Annotated in this window: 21 protein-coding genes; 18 read left to right on the top strand and 3 right to left on the bottom strand. The window is 51.6% G+C overall.

What is annotated here, in order from left to right:
• Positions 1-92: 92 nt before the first annotated feature.
• From thiS to Q0628_RS15390, 17 genes are all read left to right on the top strand, one after another.
• Positions 93-299, top strand: coding sequence for a sulfur carrier protein ThiS (gene thiS, locus Q0628_RS15470; protein WP_072810170.1), 207 nt, complete (start codon positions 93-95; stop codon positions 297-299).
• Positions 299-1108, top strand: coding sequence for a molybdopterin-synthase adenylyltransferase MoeB (gene moeB / locus Q0628_RS15465; protein ID WP_298772536.1), 810 nt, complete (start codon positions 299-301; stop codon positions 1106-1108). Before thiS ends, moeB begins: the two co-directional genes overlap by 1 nt.
• Before the next feature lie 60 nt (positions 1109-1168).
• Positions 1169-1579 carry a M67 family metallopeptidase gene (locus Q0628_RS15460; RefSeq protein WP_298772534.1) on the top strand — a complete coding sequence of 137 codons (411 nt, stop codon included), beginning with the start codon at positions 1169-1171 and terminating at the stop codon, positions 1577-1579.
• A 185-nt stretch (positions 1580-1764) separates the two neighbouring features.
• Positions 1765-3516, top strand: a complete 1752-nt coding sequence (locus Q0628_RS15455) for an adenylyl-sulfate reductase subunit alpha (protein ID WP_298772532.1) — start codon at positions 1765-1767, stop codon at positions 3514-3516.
• Entirely contained in the window at positions 3500-3826 is a 327-nt protein-coding gene (locus tag Q0628_RS15450) for a ferredoxin family protein (protein ID WP_298772530.1), read from the top strand. The genes Q0628_RS15455 and Q0628_RS15450 overlap by 17 nt, the downstream gene beginning before the upstream one ends.
• Before the next feature lie 10 nt (positions 3827-3836).
• Positions 3837-4736, top strand: coding sequence for a sulfate adenylyltransferase subunit CysD (gene cysD / locus Q0628_RS15445; RefSeq protein WP_298772528.1), 900 nt, complete (start codon positions 3837-3839; stop codon positions 4734-4736).
• Positions 4736-6421 (top strand): GTP-binding protein, encoded by a 1686-nt coding sequence (locus Q0628_RS15440; protein WP_298772526.1) that lies wholly within the window; start codon positions 4736-4738, stop codon positions 6419-6421. The genes cysD and Q0628_RS15440 overlap by 1 nt, the downstream gene beginning before the upstream one ends.
• 169 nt (positions 6422-6590) lie before the next feature.
• Positions 6591-7637, top strand: coding sequence for a hypothetical protein (locus tag Q0628_RS15435; protein WP_298772524.1), 1047 nt, complete (start codon positions 6591-6593; stop codon positions 7635-7637).
• 137 nt (positions 7638-7774) lie between these two features.
• Positions 7775-8872: a tRNA 2-thiouridine(34) synthase MnmA gene (mnmA, locus tag Q0628_RS15430; protein WP_298772522.1), complete on the top strand. Its 1098-nt coding sequence runs from the start codon at positions 7775-7777 to the stop codon at positions 8870-8872.
• A gap of 98 nt (positions 8873-8970) precedes the next feature.
• A complete protein-coding gene (locus Q0628_RS15425) occupies positions 8971-9897 on the top strand; it encodes a LysR family transcriptional regulator (RefSeq protein WP_298772519.1) in 927 nt (308 codons plus the stop codon).
• Between the two features lie 331 nt (positions 9898-10228).
• A complete protein-coding gene (locus Q0628_RS15420; RefSeq protein WP_298772517.1) occupies positions 10229-11515 on the top strand; it encodes an O-acetylhomoserine aminocarboxypropyltransferase/cysteine synthase family protein in 1287 nt (428 codons plus the stop codon).
• A gap of 20 nt (positions 11516-11535) precedes the next feature.
• Complete coding sequence (gene cysK / locus Q0628_RS15415; RefSeq protein WP_298772515.1) at positions 11536-12468, top strand: cysteine synthase A; 933 nt, start codon at positions 11536-11538, stop codon at positions 12466-12468.
• 127 nt (positions 12469-12595) lie between these two features.
• Complete coding sequence (locus Q0628_RS15410) at positions 12596-14080, top strand: amidophosphoribosyltransferase (RefSeq protein WP_298772513.1); 1485 nt, start codon at positions 12596-12598, stop codon at positions 14078-14080.
• Between the two features lie 198 nt (positions 14081-14278).
• On the top strand, positions 14279-15142 hold the full coding sequence (locus Q0628_RS15405) for a TIGR02147 family protein (protein ID WP_298772509.1): 864 nt from the start codon (positions 14279-14281) through the stop codon (positions 15140-15142).
• Positions 15135-15947 (top strand): hypothetical protein, encoded by an 813-nt coding sequence (locus tag Q0628_RS15400; protein ID WP_298772507.1) that lies wholly within the window; start codon positions 15135-15137, stop codon positions 15945-15947. The genes Q0628_RS15405 and Q0628_RS15400 overlap by 8 nt, the downstream gene beginning before the upstream one ends.
• Positions 15948-16002: 55 nt before the next feature.
• Complete coding sequence (locus Q0628_RS15395) at positions 16003-17124, top strand: DNA cytosine methyltransferase (protein WP_298772505.1); 1122 nt, start codon at positions 16003-16005, stop codon at positions 17122-17124.
• A 2-nt stretch (positions 17125-17126) separates the two neighbouring features.
• Entirely contained in the window at positions 17127-18887 is a 1761-nt protein-coding gene (locus tag Q0628_RS15390) for a hypothetical protein (RefSeq protein WP_298772503.1), read from the top strand.
• On the opposite strand, the gene Q0628_RS15385 is transcribed toward Q0628_RS15390, so the two are convergent.
• Entirely contained in the window at positions 18884-20038 is a 1155-nt protein-coding gene (locus tag Q0628_RS15385) for a diguanylate cyclase (RefSeq protein WP_298772501.1), read from the bottom strand. The two genes, Q0628_RS15390 and Q0628_RS15385, sit on opposite strands and share 4 nt — an antisense overlap.
• Positions 20039-20152: 114 nt before the next feature.
• Between Q0628_RS15385 and glmM the strand changes: the two genes are divergently transcribed.
• Complete coding sequence (gene glmM / locus Q0628_RS15380) at positions 20153-21493, top strand: phosphoglucosamine mutase (RefSeq protein ID WP_298772500.1); 1341 nt, start codon at positions 20153-20155, stop codon at positions 21491-21493.
• A gap of 82 nt (positions 21494-21575) precedes the next feature.
• Here glmM and Q0628_RS15375 read toward each other — a convergent pair whose 3' ends face one another.
• The gene (locus Q0628_RS15375; RefSeq protein WP_298772498.1) at positions 21576-23126 is read right to left on the bottom strand and encodes a T9SS type A sorting domain-containing protein; all 1551 of its coding nucleotides are present in this window, start codon (positions 23124-23126) and stop codon (positions 21576-21578) included.
• 171 nt (positions 23127-23297) lie between these two features.
• Positions 23298-23494: Hsp20 family protein (locus Q0628_RS15370; protein ID WP_298772496.1), on the bottom strand; the 197-nt coding region annotated here is incomplete at its 5' end.

Below are 23494 nucleotides of genomic sequence, written 5' to 3'. Positions count from 1 at the left end.
TCTCCCCAAAGAGGATAACTCTACTATGGCAACAAGTTGCCAAGTATCGTATAGCGGGGATGACAAAGGAAAAGTTTATTAAGGAGCATAAAATGATTATTACTGTTGCAGGAAACAAGAAAGAATACAAGGACGGCCTCACCGTCGCAGAACTGATTGAAGCCGAGAAAATTGACAACCCGCTTTACGTGACGGTTTCGGTGAACGAGGAATTTGTTGAGGGGGGAACGTTCGACAAGGCAGTGCTCAAGGACGGCGACAGCGTCGAGTTTCTCTACTTCATGGGAGGTGGCTGTTAATGGCTTTTACTAACGAACAGCTGGAGCGCTATTCGCGCCACATCATCTTGAAAGAGGTGGGCGCGAAGGGCCAGAAGAAGCTTTTGAATGCGAAGGTGCTCGTGATTGGCGCGGGTGGCCTCGGCGCTCCCGTGGCGATGTACCTTGCTGCAGCGGGCGTGGGCACGATAGGCATTGCCGATGCCGACGTGGTCGACCTTTCCAATTTGCAGCGCCAGATTATCCACGCTACAGCCGATGTGGGCAAGCCCAAGGTGCAATCCGCGAAAGAGACGATGGAAGCGATGAACCCCGACGTGAAGGTCATTACCTACCACACCTTCGTTACCAGCGACAACATCCTCGACCTCATCAAGGATTACGATTTTATCATCGACGGCACCGACAATTTCCCGGCGAAGTTCCTCATTAACGACGCCTGCGTGATGGCGAAGAAACCGTTCTCCCATGCGGGAATCATCCGTTTCCAGGGACAGCTCATGACGTACGTTCCGGGCCAAGGCCCCTGCTACCGTTGCGTATTCAAGGAACCGCCTCCGAAAGATGCTGTGCCGACTTGCAAGCAGGCGGGCGTGATTGGCGCTATGGGCGGCGTTATCGGTAGTCTGCAGGCGATGGAAGCCGTCAAGTACATTCTCGGTGTGGGCAATTTGCTCACGGGTTACCTGCTCACTTACAATGCGCTCACGATGGAATTCCGCAAGGTAAAGCTCCCGACGCATACCGAAGACTGCGCTATTTGCGGCACGCACCCGACCATCACCCAGCTCATCGACTACGAGCAGGCAGTTTGCGACTTGAAGCATTAATCCCTTCTCGTCATCCTGAGCCCCGTCAGGGGTGAAGGATCCATGGAAAAGGAATTTCAAATGATTACATTACCGAAATCTGAATATGAAAAAATCCTCGCGCACGCCCAACAGAACCTCCCCGAAGAGGCCTGCGGGCTGATTGCGGGGCGCATCGAAGGTGGCGACAAGCATATCGAGAAGGTCTATCTGCTTACGAATATCGACCATTCGAACGAGCATTTTTCGTTGGACCCCAAAGAACAGCTTGCCGCCATCAAGGACATGCGTGCAAACGGTCTCTCGCCGCTGGGCAACTGGCATTCCCATCCGGAATCCCCTTCGCGCCCGTCGGAAGAAGACAAGCGTCTTGCCTACGATAGCAGGGCGAGCTACTTGATCCTTTCGCTCATGGACCGCGAACATCCGGTGCTCAATTCTTTCCATATCGAGGGCGATACCGCCACGAACGAAGGTTTGAAGATAGAATAGATTGTTTCCGTACAACCGGGTGCTCCTGGTTTCGATGAAGTCCAGATTCTGGGAGCACCCCTTGGGGGCGGATATAGTTTGTATGTTATAGCAAAAATCTATAAATCATCATAAAAAGATAGTATTGGACGCGGCGAAAGCCGCGTTCTATATTTGGCGGCACAAAGCATTTGTACGGAGGTGCTGTGAAGATAGAACGGATCAAGACGGACTTGTTGGTCATAGGCGGCGGTACTGCCGGCTGTTATGCGGCCATTGCTGCTTCTAAAGCCGGCATCAAGATACTTGTCGTCGAAAAGGCGAACATCAAGCGGAGCGGTTGTCTTGCCGCTGGCGTAAACGCCCTGAACGCCTACATTACCGAAGGCCGCACGCCCAGGGACTACGTGGAATATGCCAAGAAGGATGCCGACGGAATCGTCCGCGAGGATTTGCTCTATTCCATCTCCGAGAAGTTCAACGAAGTCACCGCGCATCTGGAAAAGTTGGGGCTTGTCATCTTGAAAGATAAAGATGGCAAATATGTGACGCGAGGAAATCGCAACATCAAGATCAACGGCGAAAACATCAAGCCGATTCTGGCTGCGGAAGTTGCGAAGGCTCCGAATGTTCAGGTGTTGAACCACGTGAACATTTTCGATTTTTCCGTTCACGACAACAGGATTGACGGTGCGTTCGGTTTCGGGATAGAGAACGATACTTTTTACGCCATCGAGGCGCGCGCTGTGATTGTCGCGACGGGCGGTGCCGCCGGGCTTTACCGCCCGAACAATCCGGGATTTTCGCGGCACAAGATGTGGTACCCGCCGTTCAATACGGGTGCGGGTTATGCCATGGGTATCCGTCACGGTGCCGAGATGACGACCTTCGAGATGCGTTTTATTGCGCTGCGTTGCAAGGACACGTTTGCCCCGACGGGAACGCTTGCGCAGGGCGTGGGTGCGAAGCAGGTGAATGCGCTCGGAGAAGTTTACGAGGCCAAGTACGGAATTTCCACATCGGAACGCGTGTACGGTACGGTGGCCGAAAATCTGGAAGGCCGCGGGCCATGCTATTTGCGCACTGTCGGGATTACGCCCGAACAGGAAGAATCGCTTTTGAAAGCTTACCTGAACATGGCTCCGTCGCAGACGATTCGCTGGATAGAAAACGGCACGCCGTCGAAGGCGAATGTCGAAATCGAAGGAACGGAACCCTACATCGTGGGCGGCCACACCGCAAGCGGTTACTGGGTCGATACCAAGCGCGCGACGACCATCGAAGGGCTCTATGCCGCTGGTGACGTTGCCGGTGGTGCCCCGCAAAAGTATGTGACGGGAGCACTTGCCGAAGGCGAGATTGCGGCGAAGAGCGCCGTGGAGTACATAGAGAGTTTGTCGGCCCTTCGGCAAGCTCAGGGACCTGACATATCGAGCGTGAATCTGTTGGAAAAAATTTCGGAAGGGGAGGTTGCAGAATATGTCGCAGAAATCAAGAAGTTCCTTGGCAAACGAGTCAATAACACCTTCGAAAAAGCCCGTGACGAAGGCGGAGACACCGTCGAACACCTTGAAGAAGCAATGCAAGCGGCTATGGACACTTATGCAGGCGGTATCAAGACGGGCTATCGTTATAGCGAAAATCAACTAGCGATTGCTCTTAAAGAAATTAAGAATATTGAGGCGCGCACGGAAAGCCTGCATGCAAACGATTTACAGGAAGTCATGTACATCTATGAACTCAAGGAGCGCCTCACAGTCTGCAAGAGCGTGATTGCGCACCTGGCCGCGCGTCACGAAACGCGTTGGCACAGCTTTGCCGAAAACACCGACTATCCCGAAAAAGACAACGAACATTTCCGCAAGTACGTGAATTCGCGCCTTGAAAACGGCGAAATCAAAATTATCTTGCGCGAACTCACCGCAGAAGGGCAAAGAAACTATGAGCATCAGCATTGATCAAGGCAAGTGTATCGGATGCAGACGCTGCCACGACGTTTGCCCCGGCACGTTAATCAAGATAAACGAAGGCAAAAAAGCGTATATCAAGTACCCCAAGGACTGCTGGGGTTGCACCTCGTGCATCAAGGAATGCCCGGTCCATGCCATCAGCTTCTTTCTCGGCGAAGACATTGGCGGCAAGGGCTGCAAGGTGCACACCGAAAAGGTCAAGGGCCAAAAGAACGATATCGTGCGTTGGATTTTTGAGTTGAACGACGGAAGTGTCAAGACTATCGACATTGACCCCAAGGAATCGAACAAATACTAGGAGTTTCACAGTGAGCGAATATTCACATCTCGACGATCTGGAAGCCGAAGCCATCTATATCATCCGCGAAGTCGCTGCCGAATGCGAAAAGCCGGTGATGTTGTATTCTATCGGCAAGGACAGTTCCGTCATGTTGCATTTGGCCATGAAGGCCTTCTACCCCGAAAAGCCGCCTTTCCCGTTCCTGCACGTGAATACCATGTGGAAGTTCCGCGAGATGATCGAGTTCCGCGACAACATCGCGAAAAAGCTCGGCATCGAAATGCTGGAATACATCAACCAGGATGGCGTCAAGCAGGGCATCAACCCGTTTGACCACGGTGCCGCCTATACCGATATCATGAAGACGCAGGCCTTGAAGCAGGCCTTGAACAAGTACGGCTTTACCGCTGCATTTGGCGGCGGTCGACGCGACGAAGAAAAATCCCGCGCCAAGGAGAGGATTTTCTCTTTTCGCAATTCTGCACATGCCTGGGATCCGAAAAATCAGCGCCCCGAAATGTGGAAACTTTACAACACCAAGATTAACAAGGGCGAAAGCATCCGCGTTTTCCCGATTTCGAACTGGACCGAAAAGGACATCTGGCAGTACATCAAGCGCGAAAAGATTGATATCGTTCCGCTGTACTTTGCAGCCCCGCGCCCGGTCGTGGTACGCGACGGCAACATCATCATGGTGGATGATGAACGCTTCCCACTGCGTGAAGGTGAAACGCCCGAAATCAAGTCGGTTCGTTTCCGCACGCTCGGCTGCTATCCGCTCACGGGTGGCATCGAATCGACCGCCACCACACTTGACGAAATCATTGACGAAACATTGAGCGCAGTATCCTCGGAACGCACTTCCCGCGTCATTGACAACGAAGCCGCGGGCAGCATGGAACGCCGCAAGAGGGAGGGATATTTCTAATGAAAGGTCTATTGAAGTTTATTACATGCGGTAGCGTGGACGATGGAAAATCTACACTCATCGGGCATATCCTTTACGATTCCAAGCTGCTTTACGCTGACCAGGAAAAGGCTCTGGAACTTGACAGCAAGGTGGGTAGCCGCAGCGGAAAGATTGACTATTCCCTTTTGCTGGACGGCCTGATGGCCGAACGCGAGCAGGGCATTACCATTGATGTGGCGTATCGCTATTTCACGACGGATCGCCGCAGCTTTATTGTGGCTGACACCCCGGGGCACGAGGAATACACCCGCAACATGGCGGTGGGCGCCTCGTTTGCGGACCTCTCCGTGATTCTCGTGGATGCCTCGCAGGGCGTGCTGGTACAGACTCGCCGTCACGCCCGCATCTGCAAACTCATGGGTATCCGCTACTTCGTCTTTGCTGTGAACAAGATGGATCTTGTAGGTTACAGCCAGGAACGCTTCGAAGAGATTCTCGCGCAAATCAACGAACTTGCGGCAGAACTTTCGCTCCACAGCGTCTACGTGATTCCGCTTTCGGCTACCGAAGGCGACAATGTGACCGTGAAATCCAAGAATATCGCCTGGTACCAGGGCAAGGCCCTCCTGGATTACCTTGAATCCATTGATATAGACGATGCGCAGACGGAAGCGGGATTTTACCTGCCCGTGCAGCGCGTGTGCCGTCCGGACCGCACTTTCCGCGGGTTCCAGGGACAAATCGAAGCGGGCGCAATCCGCGTGGGCGATACGGTTACAAGCCTTCCGAGCAGCGAGAAGGCGACTGTCAAGGGAATCCTGCGCGGCGACAGGAATGTGGAAGAGGCTCGCTCCGGCGACCCCGTCACGATTTCGCTGGACCGTGAAGTGGATGTTTCCAGGGGCTGTGTACTCGCGAAAGGTGTGGACATCGGTAGCTACAAGAAGATCAAGGCTTCGCTCCTGTGGATGGATGACGAACCGCTTTCGCTCGGCAAGGACTACCTTGTAAAACTCGGGACGAAAACGATTCCCGGAATACTCACTAAAATCGAGTATGCGATTGATGTGAATACGGGCGCACACCAGGCTACTGAAATGCTCAACAAGAATGGCATCGCCGTTGTTGAAATTGTATTTGCCGAGGCGATTGTCGTTGACCTTTTCGAGAAGCACAAGACCTTGGGCGAACTGATCCTGATTGACCGCGTGACCCATGCGACATCGGCATGTGGCGTCGTGGAAGGTCTTTTCGAAAGACAGATTGCTGCAGGTGAGAAGGCTGAATTCGTGCAGGGCGAACGCCACGGTCGTGGAGAAATCTTCGAAGAGTTCTTCTACGATACGGCGACACTCTCTGTGGTGAAGCAACAGCCCGTAAGGCAGCACTACACCGTAGGTGACGAAATTCCCACTGCAGGCGAAAGCTACCACTATCCCGACGATTTCGATATCATCATCCTGCGCGATAGTGTCGCTGTCAAGGTGCGTGGTAAGCGCATCGCCGAAATCAAAGATGTGGGAGAGTATCTCTACGACGGTTTCCCGGTCATCAACGGACGCGGCTTTGAAATCAAGGTTCACTCCGACGAAGACGTGTCGCTTCTTCTCCGTGAATACGACGAAGCGGGCGAAATTGGCCGTGAGGAATTCTTCAAGAAGTGGACAGTTTTTGACACGTACAGAAAAGTTGTGATAAAGTAACAGGTGCCGCGCACCATTGTTATCCCCGGCTTGACCGGGGATTTTTTTTATAACAAAAAGCGATAACTCCGCATAATTTTAAAGTATTGGACAAAGTAAATAGCCCCTTCTATATTTGAGCGCACAAAAAAAGAACAAATAAAATCAACCATAACCAAGGAGTTAAAGAATGAATCAGAATTTTTCAAAGCTTGCCACCGTTGTGGCCATTACATCTTCTATTTTTGCAACTTCTTCTTTCGCCGCCGACGAAGCGAAGGATGAAGGTTTCAAGCTTACTGGAAATGTTCAGGCTCAGGCAATCAAGGCTCTTTATGATAACGAGGCCGATAACACGCTTGATAATTCTTTCCTGCGTGCAAACATTGGCGGAAAGTATTCTTCGGAAAGCTTTGATGCTGTAATCAACGTGCGTATTTTCTCTCCGGCGTTCGGTAACAAAATCAAGGATGGAGATGGCAAGACAACGAGCTATGATAAGATTAGTGCCGATACCTACTATGCCAATTACAAGTGGAATCCGGCATTCGGTAAGTTTAATCTTCAGTTTGGTCGTTTCCGTACGGACTGGACGGTGGCAGGTAATTTCGGTACCTATGTGGATGTGAATCTTTCGAAACGAGGTTTCCTTGCTCGCGACTACCAGCATGACGCTGTCGGATTTGGTTTCGAAAAGGGACCTTCCACCTTTACGGCTTTGCTGGGAACTTACGATTCCAAGTTTAACACGGGTTACATTCGTGCAGAAGAAACTCTCAAGTTTGGTGACGCCAAATTGAGCGCGGCCTATCGCGGCAATGTGCTTGACCCAATTCAGCATACGGCAGAGGTTTCTCATCGTATTGCCGGTCGCGCAAGCTACTACTTCTTGAAGAACTTAGGCCTTTACGGTGAAGTAGCCTACATCACCACGGGCGATGGCGAAAACTTGACGGTTCCGAACGCCATAAAGCCGGAGTATGCGCAGGGTAGCGACTATACGCCGTTCTTCGTTGGTGTAGAAGTTCCTACGGCAGGAATTCTCAATAACCTTTATGCCGAATTGGAATACGTGAATGATCGCGACCAGATCGAAGCGGATGCCGATGAGCTTGCATGGACCGTGAGCGCGATCAAGAAAATCGGGAAACGCTCCAAGGTTCAGGTGAGCGTCTATAGTGAAACAAAGTCGTCTGATGTTGCTCTTGCGGCGCGCTTTACCTCAACGATTCAGTAGTACTTCGCTCTCCGTGCAATAGAGGCCCTCTGCATTTTTGCGGGGGGCTTTTTGGTGATAGCTAGTTCTAGTTTTTTTCTATTGGACAAACGGGAAATTCGCGTCTATATTTGTAAACTAATACATATAGTGTTAACATGGCAAATTTTAAGAAAGGTACAGTTGCAGTCGGGCTTTCGGGCGGTGTAGATTCCGCCTTGTCGGCGTACCTTTTGAAAAAAGATGGCTACGATGTTGTCGGGCTGACTATGGCGACCTGGGATGGCTCGGTAAAAATGCCTGCCGTCGAGGGACGCGAGGGGTGTTATGGCCCCAGCGAAGACAAGAATATTGCCGAGGCGAAGATGGTTGCGGAACGTCTCGGAATACCGCATTATGTGGTGGGTGTAGCCGAAGAGTACCGTCGCAACGTGCTGGATTATTTTCGTGGCGAATACCGCAACGGTCGGACGCCGAATCCATGCGTGCGCTGCAATCAGCAAATAAAATTTGGCGCATTGCAGGTTGCGGCCCGTAAGCTCGGAATTGATTTTGACTATTTTGCCACGGGGCATTACGCGCGTCTTGATTTCAGGAATCCTAATGAGCCTTTCCTTTTCCAGGCGAAAGATGTTCGCAAGGATCAGACTTACTTTCTGTCGCGACTGTCGGCAGAGCAGCTTGCTAATGTGCTGTTTCCGTTAGGAGAGATGCACAAGGATCAGGTAAAGGCTCTCGCGACGGAAATTGGCTGGAAGGATTTCGCGGATAAGCGCGAAAGTCAGGATTTTATCGAGTGTGGAGACTATTCGGTACTTTTTGAGGAGTCCGACCAGGTTCCGGGTGATTTCGTGGATGTCGAAGGTCGCGTGCTCGGGCGGCATAGAGGTATCGTCAACTACACGGTCGGTCAGCGCAAGGGCCTGAATATTGGCGGACAGAAGGAGCCGCTTTTTGTAGTAGCAATCGATGCAAAGAGGAATCGCGTCGTACTCGGTCCGCGTAGCTTGCTTTCTTGCGTTGAAGTTTCTGCAAATGAGTTGAACCTGATGGTTAGCGAGAGCTCTTCGCTGCTGAAAGGCGAACTCACGGCGCACATCCGCTTGGGACATCGCGGCGCCGTGGCGCGAATCGTCGGCCTGGAGGGGGGCCGGATTCGCGTTCGGTTCGATGAACCGCAGTTCGCCGCTGCGCCGGGGCAGATTCTGGTGCTGTACGCTGGTGACGGCGTCGTCGCATCCGCTGTTATAGAATAGCATCGGCATCCTGACTTGCCAAAGTCATCCTTATTTATTACTTTTTCCTATTAAAATAGTAGGAATTAAAAGATTTCACCTATAACAAGGCTATACCAATGACTCTACAACAACTCCGTTACGCCATCGGCATTGCCGAAACGGGTTCCTTCAACAAGGCTGCAGAAAAGCTCTACGTGTCGCAACCGTCGCTGACGGCTGCTATCCGTGATTTGGAAGACGAACTGAATATCCTTATTTTCAATCGCACGAGTCGCGGGGTTTCCCTGACGAGCGAAGGCGAAGAATTTATTGCCTATTCCCGAGAGCTTTATGAACACTATGAATCCGTTCTCGAGAAGTATGGCAAGATTGGCTCGCGCAAGAAAAAATTCGGTGTCTCGACGCAGCACTATTCCTTTGCGGTCAAGAGCTTCGTTGAAACGGTCAAGGAATTCGATACCGAAAAATACGATTTCGCCATCCGCGAAACCCGCACCAAGGAAGTCATCGAGGATGTGGCTGCGTTCAAGAGCGATATTGGTATCCTTTATCTGAGCGATTTCAATCGCAAGATTATCACGAACTTGCTCGATGCCCGCGATCTTGCGTTTCATAAGCTCATCGATTGCCGCGCCTATGTTTACCTGTGGAAGGGGCATCCTCTTGCGAACAACAAGTACATTACCCTAAAGCAGCTGGAGGACTATCCGTGCCTCTCCTTTGAACAGGGCGACAACGGATCCTTCTACTTTGCCGAAGAAATCCTGAGTACAAACGAATACAAGCGCACCATCAAGGCGAACGATCGTGCGACCATGCTGAATTTGATGATTGGCTTGAACGGTTACACGCTTTGTTCCGGCATCATTTGCGAGGAACTTAACGGAGGCGAATATCTGGCGGTTCCGTTCAAGGACAAGAGCGAGGAAGCGCACAGGGTTATGGAAATCGGTTATATCTGCAAACGCAACATGCTGCTTGGCCGCGTGGGCGAGCGTTATGTCGATAATTTGATTAAATATCTGGAAAACTGCAAGAGCTAGGTGTTGCAATAACCGTATACTATAGCTAACGAAAGTTAAATAGTATCGCTCTATACCTTGACGAACGAAAATTCTTATTCTATCTTAAAGCCTACAAGATTGGTAGGAAATGACAAAATGGTTTGTTATTCCTGCGCATTCGAAGGAGCGCCTATGATAAGTGACTGTCGAATGCCGCGAGGCATTCAAGCAACGAAATAGCCTAGAAGCCTTCCGTCCTTAGGGCTTTGCAGGTAAAAGAAGCTTTAAGGACTCAATCAAAATTAAACTAGCGAATAAGGGTTTATGTAGAAAACCCATTGTTTGCTGTAACCCCAAAGGAATTTCACACATGACTACTCAGAACAAGCTCCACTTTGAAACTCTTCAGCTCCATGTTGGCCAGGAACAGGCAGACCCCGCAACCGATTCCCGCGCAGTTCCTATTTACCAGACCACCTCTTATGTTTTCCACAGCGCCCAGCACGCTTCCGACCGCTTCCACCTGAAGGATGCCGGCAACATCTACGGCCGCCTCACCAATACCACGCAGGATGTTTTTGAAAAGCGTATCGCCGCTCTCGAAGGCGGTGTCGCAGGCCTCGCCGTCGCTTCCGGTGCAGCAGCCCTCACTTATGCCATTACGGCTCTCGCTCGCCAGGGAGATCACGTGGTTGCCCAGCGCACTATCTACGGCGGCACCTACAACCTCCTGGAACATACGCTCCGTCCGTTCGGTATCGATACGACCTTCGTAAATACCCGCGACCTGAAGGAAGTCGAATCTTCCATCAAGGAAAACACGAAGCTCGTGCTCATCGAGACGCTCGGCAACCCGCATTCCGATATCCCGGATATCGAGGCGATTTCCGAAATTGCCCACAGACACAAGATTCCGGTGCTCATCGACAACACCTTCGGTACTCCTTACCTGATCCGTCCGCTGGAACACGGCGCAGACATCGTGATTCATTCTGCCACGAAGTTCATCGGTGGCCACGGTACGACTCTCGGCGGTGTCATCGTTGACGGCGGCAAGTTCGACTGGGCTGCTTCTGGAAAGTTCCCGCAGTTCACCGAGACGAACCCGAGCTACGGCGTGCCCTTTACGGCTGCTGCCGGTGCCGCTGCATACATTGTTTACATCCGCGCTATCCTCCTCCGTGACGAAGGTGCCGCGATTTCCCCGTTCAACGCCTTCCTGCTGCTCCAGGGTACGGAAACCCTGTCGCTCCGCCTCGACCGCCACGTGGAAAACACCAAGAAGGTTCTCGAGTTCCTCGTGAAGCACCCGAAGGTCGCGAAGGTCAACCACCCGAGCTTTGCCGACCATCCGGACCACAAGCTCTACGAACGCTACTTCCCGAACGGCGGCGGTTCCATCTTCACGTTCGACGTGAAGGGTGGCCAGGCCGAAGCCTTCAAGTTCATCGACAGCCTCAAGATCTTCAGCTTGCTCGCTAATGTCGCCGACGTGAAGAGCCTTGTGGTTCACCCGTACACCACGACCCACTCCGAGCTCACTCCGGAAGAACTCGCCGCCGCGGGCATCAGCCCCGCCACGATTCGTCTCTCTATCGGTACGGAACACTACGAAGACATCATCAACGACCTCGATCAGGCTCTGAACAACATTTAACCAAAAAAAGGACTTCAACTATGTCAAAAATCTACACCTCTGCTGACCAGCTTGTTGGTCATACCCCTCTCCTCGAACTCACTCACGTCGAAGCTTCCAACAACCTCGAAGCCAAGATTCTCGCGAAGCTCGAGTACTTCAACCCCGCAGGTTCCGTGAAGGACCGTATCGCCAAAGCGATGCTCGACGACGCCGAAAAGAGCGGCAAGCTCAAGGCAGGTTCCGTCATCATCGAACCGACATCCGGCAATACCGGTATCGGACTTGCTTCCGTCGCCGCTGCCCGTGGCTACCGCATTATCATCGTGATGCCCGAAACCATGAGCGTGGAACGTCGCCAGCTGATGAAGGCCTACGGTGCCGAGCTCGTGCTGACCGAAGGCGCGAAGGGCATGAAGGGCGCTATCGCCAAGGCCGATGAACTTGCAAAGGAAATCCCGAACAGCTTCATTCCGGGCCAGTTCGTGAACCCGGCCAACCCGGCTGCCCACAGGGCCACTACCGGTCCCGAAATCTGGGAAGACACCGACGGCAAGGTCGATATCTTCGTGGCGGGCGTGGGTACTGGCGGTACCGTGACCGGCGTGGGCGAATTCCTCAAGAGCAAGAACCCGAACGTGAAGGTCGTGGCTGTTGAACCGGCCAGCTCTCCGGTGCTCAGCAAGGGGACTGCCGGCTCCCACAAGATCCAGGGTATCGGCGCGGGCTTCGTTCCCGATACGCTCAATACCAAGATCTACGACGAGATTATTGCTGTCGAGAACGAGGCTGCTTTCGAGGCCGGCCGCGAAATTGGCAAGAAGGAAGGCGTGCTCGTGGGTATTTCTTCCGGTGCCGCCCTCTGGGCCGCCAAGGAACTCGCGAAGCGTCCCGAAAACAGGGGCAAGACCATCGTCGCTCTCCTCCCGGATACCGGCGACCGCTACCTCTCTACCGCCCTGTTCGCAGAATAAGGGATACGGAAGCCGTAGCCATGAAACGATATCGCTGACGCGGTATCGTTTTTTTGTCTGCGCGGTTTTGATAAAAATTTCTAATTTTGTAAGCAGTAGAACACAGTCCTTTTTCTAAGGAGTCTATATGGGCGGCTTTTGCGGCGTTGTATCCAAAAAAGATTGCGTGACGGATCTCTTTTTTGGTACCGACTACCATTCACATCTTGGAACTCATCGCGGCGGTATGGCGGTGTTGCAGGCGGACGGTCGTTTCCACCGTTCGATACACAATATCCAGAACACGCCGTTTCGCAGCAAGTTTGAACATGACTTGGCGGCATTCTCGGGATCTATGGGTATTGGCGTCATTTCCGATACCGATCCTCAGCCGCTCGTGATGAGCTGCAAGCTCGGCACCTTTGCCGTCGTGACGGTCGGCCTCCTTACGAACATTGAGGAATTGAAAGAGGAACTCTTCAAGAACAACTGCATGCAGCTCCAGTATTCCACGACGAGTGGCATGGTAGGACCGACCGAGGTGGTCTCGGCGCTCATTGCCACGCGAGACTCTATCGTCGAGGGCCTCAAGTACGTCCACGAAAAGGTGAAAGGTAGCTGCTCCATTTTGCTGCTGGATAGCGATGGCCACTTCTACGCTAGTCGCGACAAGTGGGGACGTACTCCGATTATTCTCGGAAAGAAGGAAGGCTCCATGATTGCCGTGCAGGAAAGCTGCGCCCTTCCGAACCTCGGTTACGAACATCTTCGCGATCTTGGTCCTGGTGAAGTCGTGGAACTCACTCCCGATGGAGACAAGACTCTCGTCGAACCCGGCAAGAAGATGGCGATTTGCTCGTTCCTCTGGGTTTACTATGGTTATCCGGCTTCCAGCTACGAAGGCCGCAATGTAGAGATGACTCGCTACCGTTGCGGATCCGCGCTAGCCAAGAGAACTCCGACCGAAGCCGATGCCGCTTGCGGTATCCCGGATTCCGGAACCTCTCACGCTTTGGGCTATGCCCACGAAGCGGGTGTCAAGTTTGCTCGTCCGTTTGTCAAGTACACGCCGACCTGGGCGCGTTCTTTCATGCCGCAGGACCAGCGTCAGCGCGAACATGTGGCTTCCATGAAACTTATCCCGGTTCCGGGACTCATCAAGGATCGTCGCCTCGTCTTCTGCGACGACTCCATCGTGCGCGGAACCCAGCTTGGCAAGCAGGCCCAGAAACTCTATTCGCTTGGTTGTAAGGAAACGCACATGCGAATCGCCTGCCCGCCGCTCGTTTATCCGTGTAAGTTCATCAACTTCTCTCGTTCCAAGAGCGAATACGACTTGATCACGCGCCGTTACATTCGTGACCGTGAAGGCGAGAATGCCGATATCGAAAAGTACACCGATCCGGATAGCCAGCAGTACAAGGATATGGTCGAATATATCCGCAAGAATCTGAATTTGACGACGCTCGCTTTCCAGCGCATCGACGATCTGATTCATGCGATTGGTCTTCCTGCCGAACAGCTCTGCACCTACTGCTGGAGCGGCAAGGATTACGCCGAGACGGGAGACTGCTATCATTGCCCCTGCGAAGATGGCGAATGCCCGAGTCATTCCGGCAAGGGCGAAAAGTAGCCGGAACATTATAAGTTAAGAAGGGCCGTCAGTTTCGTCTGACGGCTCTTTTTTTATTGTGGCATATGCAACAAGATGTTGCATGGTGATTTTTAAAGTTTGCAAAATAAACAAAAATAGCCAGAATTTGCTGAATTTGGAACTTTTGTTTCATGAAATACTTGACTTCCGTGAAAGGTGATTTTATATTTCTAGATGATGAAACCGATTGTTGACTATTCCGATTTTCGCAGGTACATGCGCGACTATTACGAGGAACGCAAGCGCTGTTCTGCGTTTTCCTGGCGTGAGTTCTCGAAAATTACGGGTTTCTCCTCGTCTTCGTACATGAAGGTGGTTTGCGATGGCAAGAGCAAGCTGAGCCGCATTGGCGTGGAACGTGTCGGGAGTGCCATGGGACTTGTCGGTTTCGAGATGGAATACTTCCGTGCCATGGTGGAATATGGTCAGGCCGAATCCGCAGAAAAGAAGGTGGCAGCCTACAGCAACATGCTCGCGATAGCGAAGGTGCACAAGGTGCGCGTACTCGAGGGCGATTTGTTCAGGTTCTACGAAACTTGGCAGAACCCGGTAGTGCGTGAATTGGCGCCGTTGATGCCCGGGGCAACTCCTGGCGAAATGGCGAAAAAGTTCTATTCCGAGGTGAGTGCGGCTGAAGTGCGTGAGTCGCTTGATTTTCTCACGAAGTCGGGACTTCTAAAAAAGACGGATGACGATAGCTTTTTACAGACGGAAAGCTCTATTACCGGAACTCCGGATGCCACGAGGCTTGCGCTGCGCGGCATGCACCGTCAGATGTCCAGATTGGCGACGCCTGCACTGGAGCTCCCCGTAGAGGAACGTAATTTTAGTGGCGTCACCATGGGCCTTTCGAAGTTCTCCTATGCCCGTATCGTGAAGGAACTCGATGAATGCCGTCGCAAGATTATCGCGATCGCTGCCGAAGAAAAGGATATCGAGCAGGTCTATCGTCTGAACCTGCAACTTTTTCCGTTGACGAAGAAGGTTAACGAGAATGTGGACGATGTTTCGGGAAAAGACAGGGAGGCTGACGATGAATAAGGTTAAGTTCTTTTTGGCGGGCTTCGCCATCCTGATTCTTTGCGAGGCCTGTTCCGAATCGGCAAGCGTTGCCGGTACCGCCGAAGAGCCGAACGAAATTGCGGTCAATGAATCGTCGGATAGCGAACAAACTGCCGATGTGACGGACTGTTCCAGCAGTTCAAACGATGATTCCGGTTGTACTCCCAGTTCATCATCTTATTCGGATTATTGGGCTCCCTCCGAAAGACCTACCGGAGAAAGTGAAATCATGGATTTATCGTCGCTTAATGGCTATTTGTTCCATTATGGTCTTCTGGGCAAGTATTCCTTTGACGCGAATGTTTTCGCCGCCACGTTAAGGGATGAGGACAAGAAAGGCTTTTTGCCGGAAGAGCCAAGTCAGGGCAATCCAACCGAAGCTAGACCGGCGAATCCTTTTACGGGTAGCGGCGTCTACAAGATCGATAATCAGGACAGCTCCCTGCTTGTAACCCTGTTCCCCGAGACTGCGGATGAAATTATTGCATACTCATCCACGATATTGAATGGCGATGCTTGTAACCTATACTTGCTGGCCATGCAGGGTGAGAGCATGTCCGCGGGATATGTCCTTGCGGAGGTTTCCGCCGATTCGCTTACGGTGCTGGACGTCGGTGTCGGAGAATGCGGTGCGTCGACCCTAAATCAGCTGGTCAGTTTCGTATTCGTCTATTGCGGTGATATGAATGAAAATCCACAAATCGTACATGTCCCTGTCCAGAACGAAATGACGCCCCAGCAGTGCTCCGAACAAAGTTCAGAAACCGAGTGGTTGAAAAAATAGATCGATCTTGTCTTGACACTTGAGTGACAGCGTTTTTTTGTATCTTTATGCCGATATGAAAAATGCGAAAGACAGGAAGGGTGGCTTGACAAAGCGTCGCTTTACCGCAGTAGAACTATTTGCCGGTGCGGGGGGACTTAGTATTGGTCTCGAAAAGGCTGGAATCGACGTGGTTATCGCGAATGAAATCATGCCCGATTTCGCGGCGACTCTGAAAGCGAATCATCCGAATACCAACGTGATAAACGAGGATATCCATAAGATCAACTTTAAGGAAGAACTTAAGAAGTTGGGGTTGAAGTCCGTGGATGTCCTTTCGGGAGGTCCTCCGTGCCAGGGCTTTTCGACTATCGGTTCCAAGAACCGCCAGGATCCTCGAAATTCGCTTTTTTATGAATACCTGCGGGCCGTTTCGGAAACGCAGCCCAAGTATACGATTTTTGAAAATGTTTCTGGCTTTAAGCGGATGTACGGCGGCTTTGCCTACGAGACGCTTGTCAAGGAAATGGCTTCCCTGGGCTACGAGACAAAGTGCAAGATTCTGAATGCCGCTGATTACGGCGCCCCGCAAATAAGGTTCCGTACGATTGTGCTTGGCTGGAAGAAGGGCCTGAAACCTCTGGATTTTCCCAAGGTGACGCATGGCGACAAGGATGATCTGAAACCGTACGTGACCCTGATGGATGCAATCGGCGACTTGCCTCATATAGAGGCTGGGCAGAGTTCTTCTGTTTATGCGAAACCTCCCCAGACGGCGTACCAGAAAAAAATTCGCGGAAAGCAGAAAACCTTGCTGGAACACAACGCCTCCAATTATGGCGAAAAGATGCAGGAGATTCTCCATCTCATTCCAGAAGGCGGCTCGGTGAAGGACCTGCCGGAACGCCTACGCCCGAAATCATCCTTCTGCAATACTTACGCAAGGCTTCTGCCGAATGAACCGAGTCCGACCATAACGCGTAATTTTGGAACGCCCTCGTCAAGCCGGTGCGTTCATCCTTTCCAGCCGAGGGCTCTGTCTACGCGCGAGGGGGCAAGATTGCAGGGCTTCCCGGATTCCTACAAGTTTGTCGGCGGAAAGCAGTCCAAGAATCTCCAGATAGGAAATGCGGTTCCTCCGATTCTTGGCGAGGCCATTGCGACGGTCATCAAGAAGGCGCTTGATTCTGGTAAATAAGAATGAATAAACGCCTGTTTCCGGAAGAGACGAATAGCAATAGGGCGGCATCGGGTTCGAAAAAAGGCATCGAGGGTCGCCAATATCCGAAAGATGTCGCAAGGCGCTTGAATTCGGATTCAGGCTTTGTTGCGGAAGTGTGTTCCGCTATCGGAAAACGCCCCGTTGATTTTCTCCGTGCCGAGGCCGGTACCGATCTTCCGTCAAGAGTGGACAATGTCTTTGAGAAGGGCGCTCGTGTCGAACCGAAGGTAAAGCTGAGGATTGTCTGGAAGGATCAGTCGTTCACAAATTTCAGGGTGACGACATCGGAAGCCAGCCAGATCCATCTCGAGATTACGGAAAACTTCATTGATGAATACGAGGCCCAGTTCAAAAGGAAGATTCCTTCAATGGTGAAGGAGGTTCTACTTCTGTTCTCGGGGCGGCATGCACATCAAGAGAAAATCCTTAAAAGTATTCCGATAGCTTGTGTCGGTGCAGCAAGGCGCAAGGAAGTCGAAATGAATTACTTTAACCGGCTTACCTTGGCATCCATGTCTGTGTATAACAGAAAAATGCGCGACCGGCTCTTGAAATGGCTTTGTATGGAATGCTCTGATATATTCCGTTTTTGCTTTGCGCTCGGGGCTTCGAAGGACCCGTTGGCAGAAGCCGATTTCATATGGTACCGCGATGAAAAGGAAGGAAAGGAATCGTTCAAGGTTTACAATCTGAAATTGCTGCAGAGCAAGATCCGGTCCATGATCGATGTTGGAGAAATAAGGTCTCGCGTAAGGGCAACCGATGCCGCGGGTATCGGTTCTACGATAGCTTTCCCCTTTGGCAATCTTCAGCAGCATGAAAACAAGTTGCAGTTCAGGCATGACCGTAAAATGATTCATGAACTGTCGTGCTACGTGCCCCAAAAAAAGAAAAACTTCGGATCAGGTCCTAAAAAGAAGGGACATGAAAACGAACAGAAAATTGCAAAATTATTGAATACGAAAAAGGAATATCGTGCTCTTTTTTGCGACAAACTGGGCAAGTCCGAAAATGATTTCGTAGAGGCAATTGCTGGGGGCGGAAACGCGAAACAGGAGGAGAGTGTCCTTGGCGGAAAGACTCCTGGAAAGACGGATGTGTCCGTATTGTGGAAAGATGGTTCCCGGACGAATATTTCCGTGAAAATGAGGGATGCCGGACAAGTTTATCTTGTCTCTGCTTCGAATTTTATTAGGGTGTTCCAGGCTCAGTACCAAAAAACTATTCCTGAAAATGTCTGCCGCGCGTTGAGGCTATTTGTGGGCGAGACGGACGATTCAAAACAAATTTTGGAGTCGATGGACATTTCGGTTGATGGGGAAAAGGCTAGGGCGATAGCCTGCCGTCATCATCACAGGTTGTCATTTGACGTCCTCCGAAATTATGATGAACAGATGGCGGAAGATTTGCTTGCCTGGCTGAAGAAGAATATTGACTTGATTTTTGAATTGTGCTTTTCGGCAGGTGCCGTTGCCGATCGAAGCAAGTGGTCGGAGTTTCTGTGGTACAAGAATCTCGTAGATGGAAACGGCCTGGATTACCTAGTTCCCATTTCCAGAATCATGCATTCGTTAATGAAAAATAATGACAGACTTGCAGTGCAAAGCGGTCCTAAGAATGCGGGCTCTACTATAACTCTTCCATTTGGCTTTGTGGAATATCATCAAAAAAAGTTGCAGTTCCATCAAAAGGAAGCCTGCATTCAGGACATCGTTTCCGACAAAAAGAATTCTCTCTAGCGGAGCTCCTGACGCCTATTGTTTTCTTTCTGGGAATAGTAGAGGACTTTCTCGTCTTGTATGGAGCGGCTCATGGCATCGATAAATTCATCGATACTCTTGCTGTTGTCGTAGTCCATTGTACATAGGCAGAAGGTGATTTTCCGCGCAGGGTGATGTTTATTGTATTCCGAAATGCCTGACTTGATTCGAGTAATGCAGACGCTGATTGCGATTTCGTTTTGCGTGTTTAGGATCGCAATGTACTTGTCTCCGGAATATCTTACGATAACACCCAGTTCACCGATCGCCTTGTTCAGAATCTTGGCAATCTTTTTCAGAACATAGTTGCCCGTGGCATGGCCTTCGGCTTGGTTGATTTTCTTGAATTCGTTGATGTCCAGTAGAACGCCTGTCACTTGCAGATTAGTTTTTTTTGCGTACAGAGTCGAAAGGTATTCCAGATAAGTGTAGTTAAATACACCCGTTAGCTTGTCCCTGAATAAGCGTTCGCTCTGTAACGAAGCGAAAATACCGGCGATAGAGACGGCAATGCTTGCCTCGATGGACGATATCCCGTAGAACAGGGATTGAGCGGCGACACCTGCGGTCAGGGGGATGAAGTAGATGAGGATGGGAAATGACTTGAGTAGTCCTCCACGGTGCCGGCAGATGATGTAAATGACGATGCTGTCTAGCAACAGTACGTAATCAAGCAGTATGTACAGCCAGAATCCGTATTTCCGTTCATAGACATTGGCTAGGTTTACATCGAACGCAATGGGGACGAAGTTGTTGAGGATGGCGACGGCGACGCCCATGATGATCGCCCCTGCCAATATGTTCCTGTGCAGAATTGAAAAACGCCACTGTAGGTGTTCCGTAAGGAACAACAGCCAGAAGAGCGTGCCAAATAGATTTGTCAAATAAAGTAGGGTATTGCTGCTATAGACGGCGAAGCGCGCGAGTGTTCCCGGTTTTCCGTCGGCAGTATAGGCGATTGGGTCGAGGATGCATCCGCAGAATGCAAAGAACAGTATAAGGAGCAGGTAGTTATTTTCGGGACTGCTTTCACGCAGTCTCCACAGGTTACCCGCCAAAAGGACACCGATGAGAACGATGCCAAAGATATTGGTCACGTAGACTGTCGTTAGTTCGAATGCGGATTCCATAACTTACTCCCTTACTAAAATATAAATCTTGTATGAAAAAAGGAGACTTTTTTTAATACATGTGGGTGATAAAGCGATATTTTTTGTAATTTATTGCGAAAATTGGAGAATTTTATGTCTAAACTAATGCGTTCAATTTCGGGTATCCGCGGAATTGTGGGTGATACCCTTACGCCCCAGGTATTGAAAAGTCACGTAAGCGCCTTTTTACAGATTACCAACGCGAAGCGTGTGGTCATTGGCCGTGATAGCCGTCCGACGGGCGACGCTATCAGCCAGTTTGTCGCAGGCATCTGTCGTCTGTCGGGCGTCGATGTTGTAGAAGTTGGCCTTTCGACGACGCCTTCCGTCGAAATCCTCACGACCGAGCTCAAGGCCGATGCGGGCATCATCATTACCGCAAGTCACAACCCGCTTGAATGGAACGCCCTCAAGTTCTTAAACAACAAGGGCCTGTTCTTGGGACCGGACGATGTCAAGAAACTGTTTGAACTGGCCGATGCCGATAACTTTAAGTATCCCGATTACCGCGGCATGGGCAAGTACGAGTTCATGAAGGATGCCGACGGCGTACATGTCGATGGCACGCTGAAGATTCCGTTCGTGGATGTCGAGGCCATTCGCGCAAAGAAATTCAAGGTGGCGGTAGATGCCGTGAACGGTGCGGGCAGCTACATTGTGCCGCGCCTTCTGGAACAGCTCGGCTGCGAAGTGGTGCGCGTGCATTGCGAACCCGACGGAACTTTCCCGCGTGGTGCCGAACCTATCCCAGAAAACTTGGGTGATCTCCGCAAGGCCGTGAAGGATAACGGCTGTGCCGTCGGTTTTGCGGTTGATCCCGACGCAGATCGCTGCGCCCTGGTCGATGGCCTTGGCAGAAGCATTGGCGAAGAATACACGCTCGCCATTGCGACCGAGGAAGTCTTGAGCCAAAAGAAGGGAAGTGTCTGCGTGAACCTTTCGACAAGTCGCATGAACCAGGATGTCGCCGAAAAGTACGGCTGCGAATTCAGCCGCGCAAAAGTCGGCGAAATCAACGTGAGCCTGCAGATGATCGAAAAGGGTTGCGTCATCGGTGGCGAAGGCAACGGCGGCGTGATTCTGCCGGCGCTCCACTATGGTCGCGACAGTCTCGTGGCGGCAGCACTCGTGCTTAGCTGGATGGCTCACCATGACGGCGGCCCGGAAAAGTTCGTTGCCGAAAATCCGTCTTATGCCATGCCCAAGAAAAAGTTTGAACTGGGCGACAAGAAGGTGGCCGACATCTTGCCGAAGGTCAAGGCGGAATTTGCCGGTTGGGAAATGGACGAACGCGATGGCCTTTGGCTTGGGTCAGAAAAGTCCTGGGTGCATGTGCGCGCGAGCAATACTGAACCTGTCATCCGTGTGATTGCAGAAGCTCCGACTGCAGAAGAGGCAGAGTCGCTCTGTTCTAAGGTCGAAAAACTTATATAGCCGTCTTGGTCGCGAGCGAACTTATAACAAAAAGGTCCGCCTATGGGGCGGGCCTTTCTGTTGTTGGAGGTGTGTAGGAAACTTAGAACTGTTCAAACCATTCGTGGACCATGTCAGGAACCCAGGTTTGTTCCCAGTTGGCGTATTGCTGGCGGTACTGGGGGCCATCATGGGCCGTCCACTGGTGTGTCCCGTTCCAGCTGCAGAACTTTACCGGGAAGCGTTCGTCGACTGTCTTAAAGTCGTAGCAGAGGTGCCCGGCGATGTTATCCTGGATTTCTTCCAGCTTTTCGCCACTTGCATCGGTGAAGTTTCCGTTGGCGTCGGCTTTTCCGTTGTTCTTGAGAATAGTCTTGAGTGCCAAGTTCTTGGCGCCACGGTCGGTGCCGTATTCGCAGGTGCCGTCGTTCTTTCCGTGGACAGCCATCCATGCGATGGGCTTGCCCTTGTTTTGCGGCAGGTAGATGTTGTAGGCGGCGGTGGCGTAGACTGCCACGGCGCGGATGCGGTCCTGGTAATCCCAGGAGAGAGAGTTTGTGAACATGGCGCCGAAGCTGAAACCAGTCACGAAAACGCGGGTAGTGTCGATGCAGTAATTATCTTCGAGCAAGGTTAGCATGTCGCCAAAGAACACATGGTCCTTGTCGTCGTTGCGCCATGGTCCAAAGCTGTTGCTGTTGGGTTCCGGGGAAACGAAGATGTAGTTTCCTTCCGTATCCAGCTTTTGCTGACCGTAGTACGGAGATGGATGGTCGGCGTCTGGGGCATGGTTCGAGAAGTCCTCGCCGGAGCTGCCCATGCAGGCCATGGAGAAAAGAATCTTGTGCGGCTTGGTGTTATCGTAGTTATTCGGAAGTGTCAGCCAGAATTCACGGTCGAGGCCTGCGCTTTGCATCCTGTATTTCTTGGCGTTGCTGTTTTGTCCAGTCTGCTGGAGCGAAGCGGTCTTGCCGCAGCCCTTGCTCGGACGTGGAGCGTTCTTGAGCGCATAGCCGAAGGCATAGGTTTGTTCGGTAACTGCTGCAGTGAGCTTTATGTCGAGTGTCGTGTCGAGATTTGCGAGCAGCATTTTTAGCGTGTCGAAACCGTCTGCGGTCACCTGCAGGGTCTCGGCTTCGTCGCCAATTTTTCGCAGGGCAGACCTCTTGCTGGAGGATAGTAATCCAGAATAATTCTTGTTGTCGACGTTGAACCGGAACGATTCCTGTGCGTTGCCGGATTTGATATGGGCGATGTAGGTGCCCTGTGCGTCAATGGCTGTAGTGAGATCAAGGCTACCGGAACCCTGGAGGGACTTGTTTACCATAAGGTTGCCGACAAGGTCGTAGACTCTGACCAGAGTGGGCGTCTGTCCGCCCTGGGAAAAGTTCAAAATGCCGTTTTTCAGGCTGAAATAGCCGGCAGAGAGGGTCTCTGCAGCTTCCTTTATGGCATCCGTTTCCTGAATGAGGAACTTGCCCGCAAAATCGGTAGTGGTTGATATTCCCCTGGTGAGAAGCTGGATTTTCGCTCCCTCGATGGCCTTCCCGTCCGTGCTGTTGCTGACGGTTCCGTTCAGGGTGTATGCAGATGCGGTGCCGCATGAGGCGGCCAGCAGAGCTGCAGAAAGCAACGCTGAACACTTTCTGTGCATTGTGACTCCTTTTTTCCCTTTACACTCGTGTATAAATTATATCGGTCTTGCGGGAAAGATGGAAAATTTTGAATGTCCCTGTGGACAAATAGTCCATAACTATTTTTTAACAAAAGAAAGGGCTCCGGAGGGAGCCCTTGGTGTTTTAAGGAGCACATGAAGAAGGCCTGTTTACTCAATCGAGAGCTTGCGCGCTGCTGCCTGCTGCTTTTTTGTCAAGGCGAATGACAACACACCGTTTTCAAGGGTGACCTTGATGTTTTCGGTGTCGATGTCGTCGGCTAGTCTGAAGCTGCGCTCGTAGGTGAACTTGCTTTCCTTGCGGGCACGGGTTGCCTTGACGGTGATGATGTTCTTTTCGACCTGGA

The organism is uncultured Fibrobacter sp., from assembly GCF_937877005.1.
Lineage (GTDB): Bacteria > Fibrobacterota > Fibrobacteria > Fibrobacterales > Fibrobacteraceae > Fibrobacter.
Note: the sequence above shows the minus strand (reverse complement) of the source record. Positions and strands in the feature narration are given on the sequence as shown.

Excerpts from the sequence above, each read along its gene's own strand:
- Q0628_RS15435 (WP_298772524.1), top strand. The coding sequence starts at position 6,591 with ATGAATCAGAATTTTTCAAAGCTTGCCACCGTTGTGGCCATTACATCT.
- Q0628_RS15400 (WP_298772507.1), top strand. The coding sequence starts at position 15,135 with ATGAATAAGGTTAAGTTCTTTTTGGCGGGCTTCGCCATCCTGATTCTT.
- Q0628_RS15420 (WP_298772517.1), top strand. The coding sequence starts at position 10,229 with ATGACTACTCAGAACAAGCTCCACTTTGAAACTCTTCAGCTCCATGTT.
- moeB (WP_298772536.1), top strand. The coding sequence starts at position 299 with ATGGCTTTTACTAACGAACAGCTGGAGCGCTATTCGCGCCACATCATC.
- mnmA (WP_298772522.1), top strand. The coding sequence starts at position 7,775 with ATGGCAAATTTTAAGAAAGGTACAGTTGCAGTCGGGCTTTCGGGCGGT.
- Q0628_RS15440 (WP_298772526.1), top strand. The coding sequence starts at position 4,736 with ATGAAAGGTCTATTGAAGTTTATTACATGCGGTAGCGTGGACGATGGA.
- Q0628_RS15395 (WP_298772505.1), top strand. The coding sequence starts at position 16,003 with ATGAAAAATGCGAAAGACAGGAAGGGTGGCTTGACAAAGCGTCGCTTT.
- Q0628_RS15450 (WP_298772530.1), top strand. The coding sequence starts at position 3,500 with ATGAGCATCAGCATTGATCAAGGCAAGTGTATCGGATGCAGACGCTGC.
- Q0628_RS15460 (WP_298772534.1), top strand. The coding sequence starts at position 1,169 with ATGATTACATTACCGAAATCTGAATATGAAAAAATCCTCGCGCACGCC.
- glmM (WP_298772500.1), top strand. The coding sequence starts at position 20,153 with ATGTCTAAACTAATGCGTTCAATTTCGGGTATCCGCGGAATTGTGGGT.
- Q0628_RS15385 (WP_298772501.1), bottom strand. The coding sequence starts at position 20,038 with ATGGAATCCGCATTCGAACTAACGACAGTCTACGTGACCAATATCTTT.
- Q0628_RS15405 (WP_298772509.1), top strand. The coding sequence starts at position 14,279 with ATGAAACCGATTGTTGACTATTCCGATTTTCGCAGGTACATGCGCGAC.
- Q0628_RS15410 (WP_298772513.1), top strand. The coding sequence starts at position 12,596 with ATGGGCGGCTTTTGCGGCGTTGTATCCAAAAAAGATTGCGTGACGGAT.
- Q0628_RS15425 (WP_298772519.1), top strand. The coding sequence starts at position 8,971 with ATGACTCTACAACAACTCCGTTACGCCATCGGCATTGCCGAAACGGGT.
- cysK (WP_298772515.1), top strand. The coding sequence starts at position 11,536 with ATGTCAAAAATCTACACCTCTGCTGACCAGCTTGTTGGTCATACCCCT.
- thiS (WP_072810170.1), top strand. The coding sequence starts at position 93 with ATGATTATTACTGTTGCAGGAAACAAGAAAGAATACAAGGACGGCCTC.
- Q0628_RS15390 (WP_298772503.1), top strand. The coding sequence starts at position 17,127 with ATGAATAAACGCCTGTTTCCGGAAGAGACGAATAGCAATAGGGCGGCA.
- Q0628_RS15375 (WP_298772498.1), bottom strand. The coding sequence starts at position 23,126 with ATGCACAGAAAGTGTTCAGCGTTGCTTTCTGCAGCTCTGCTGGCCGCC.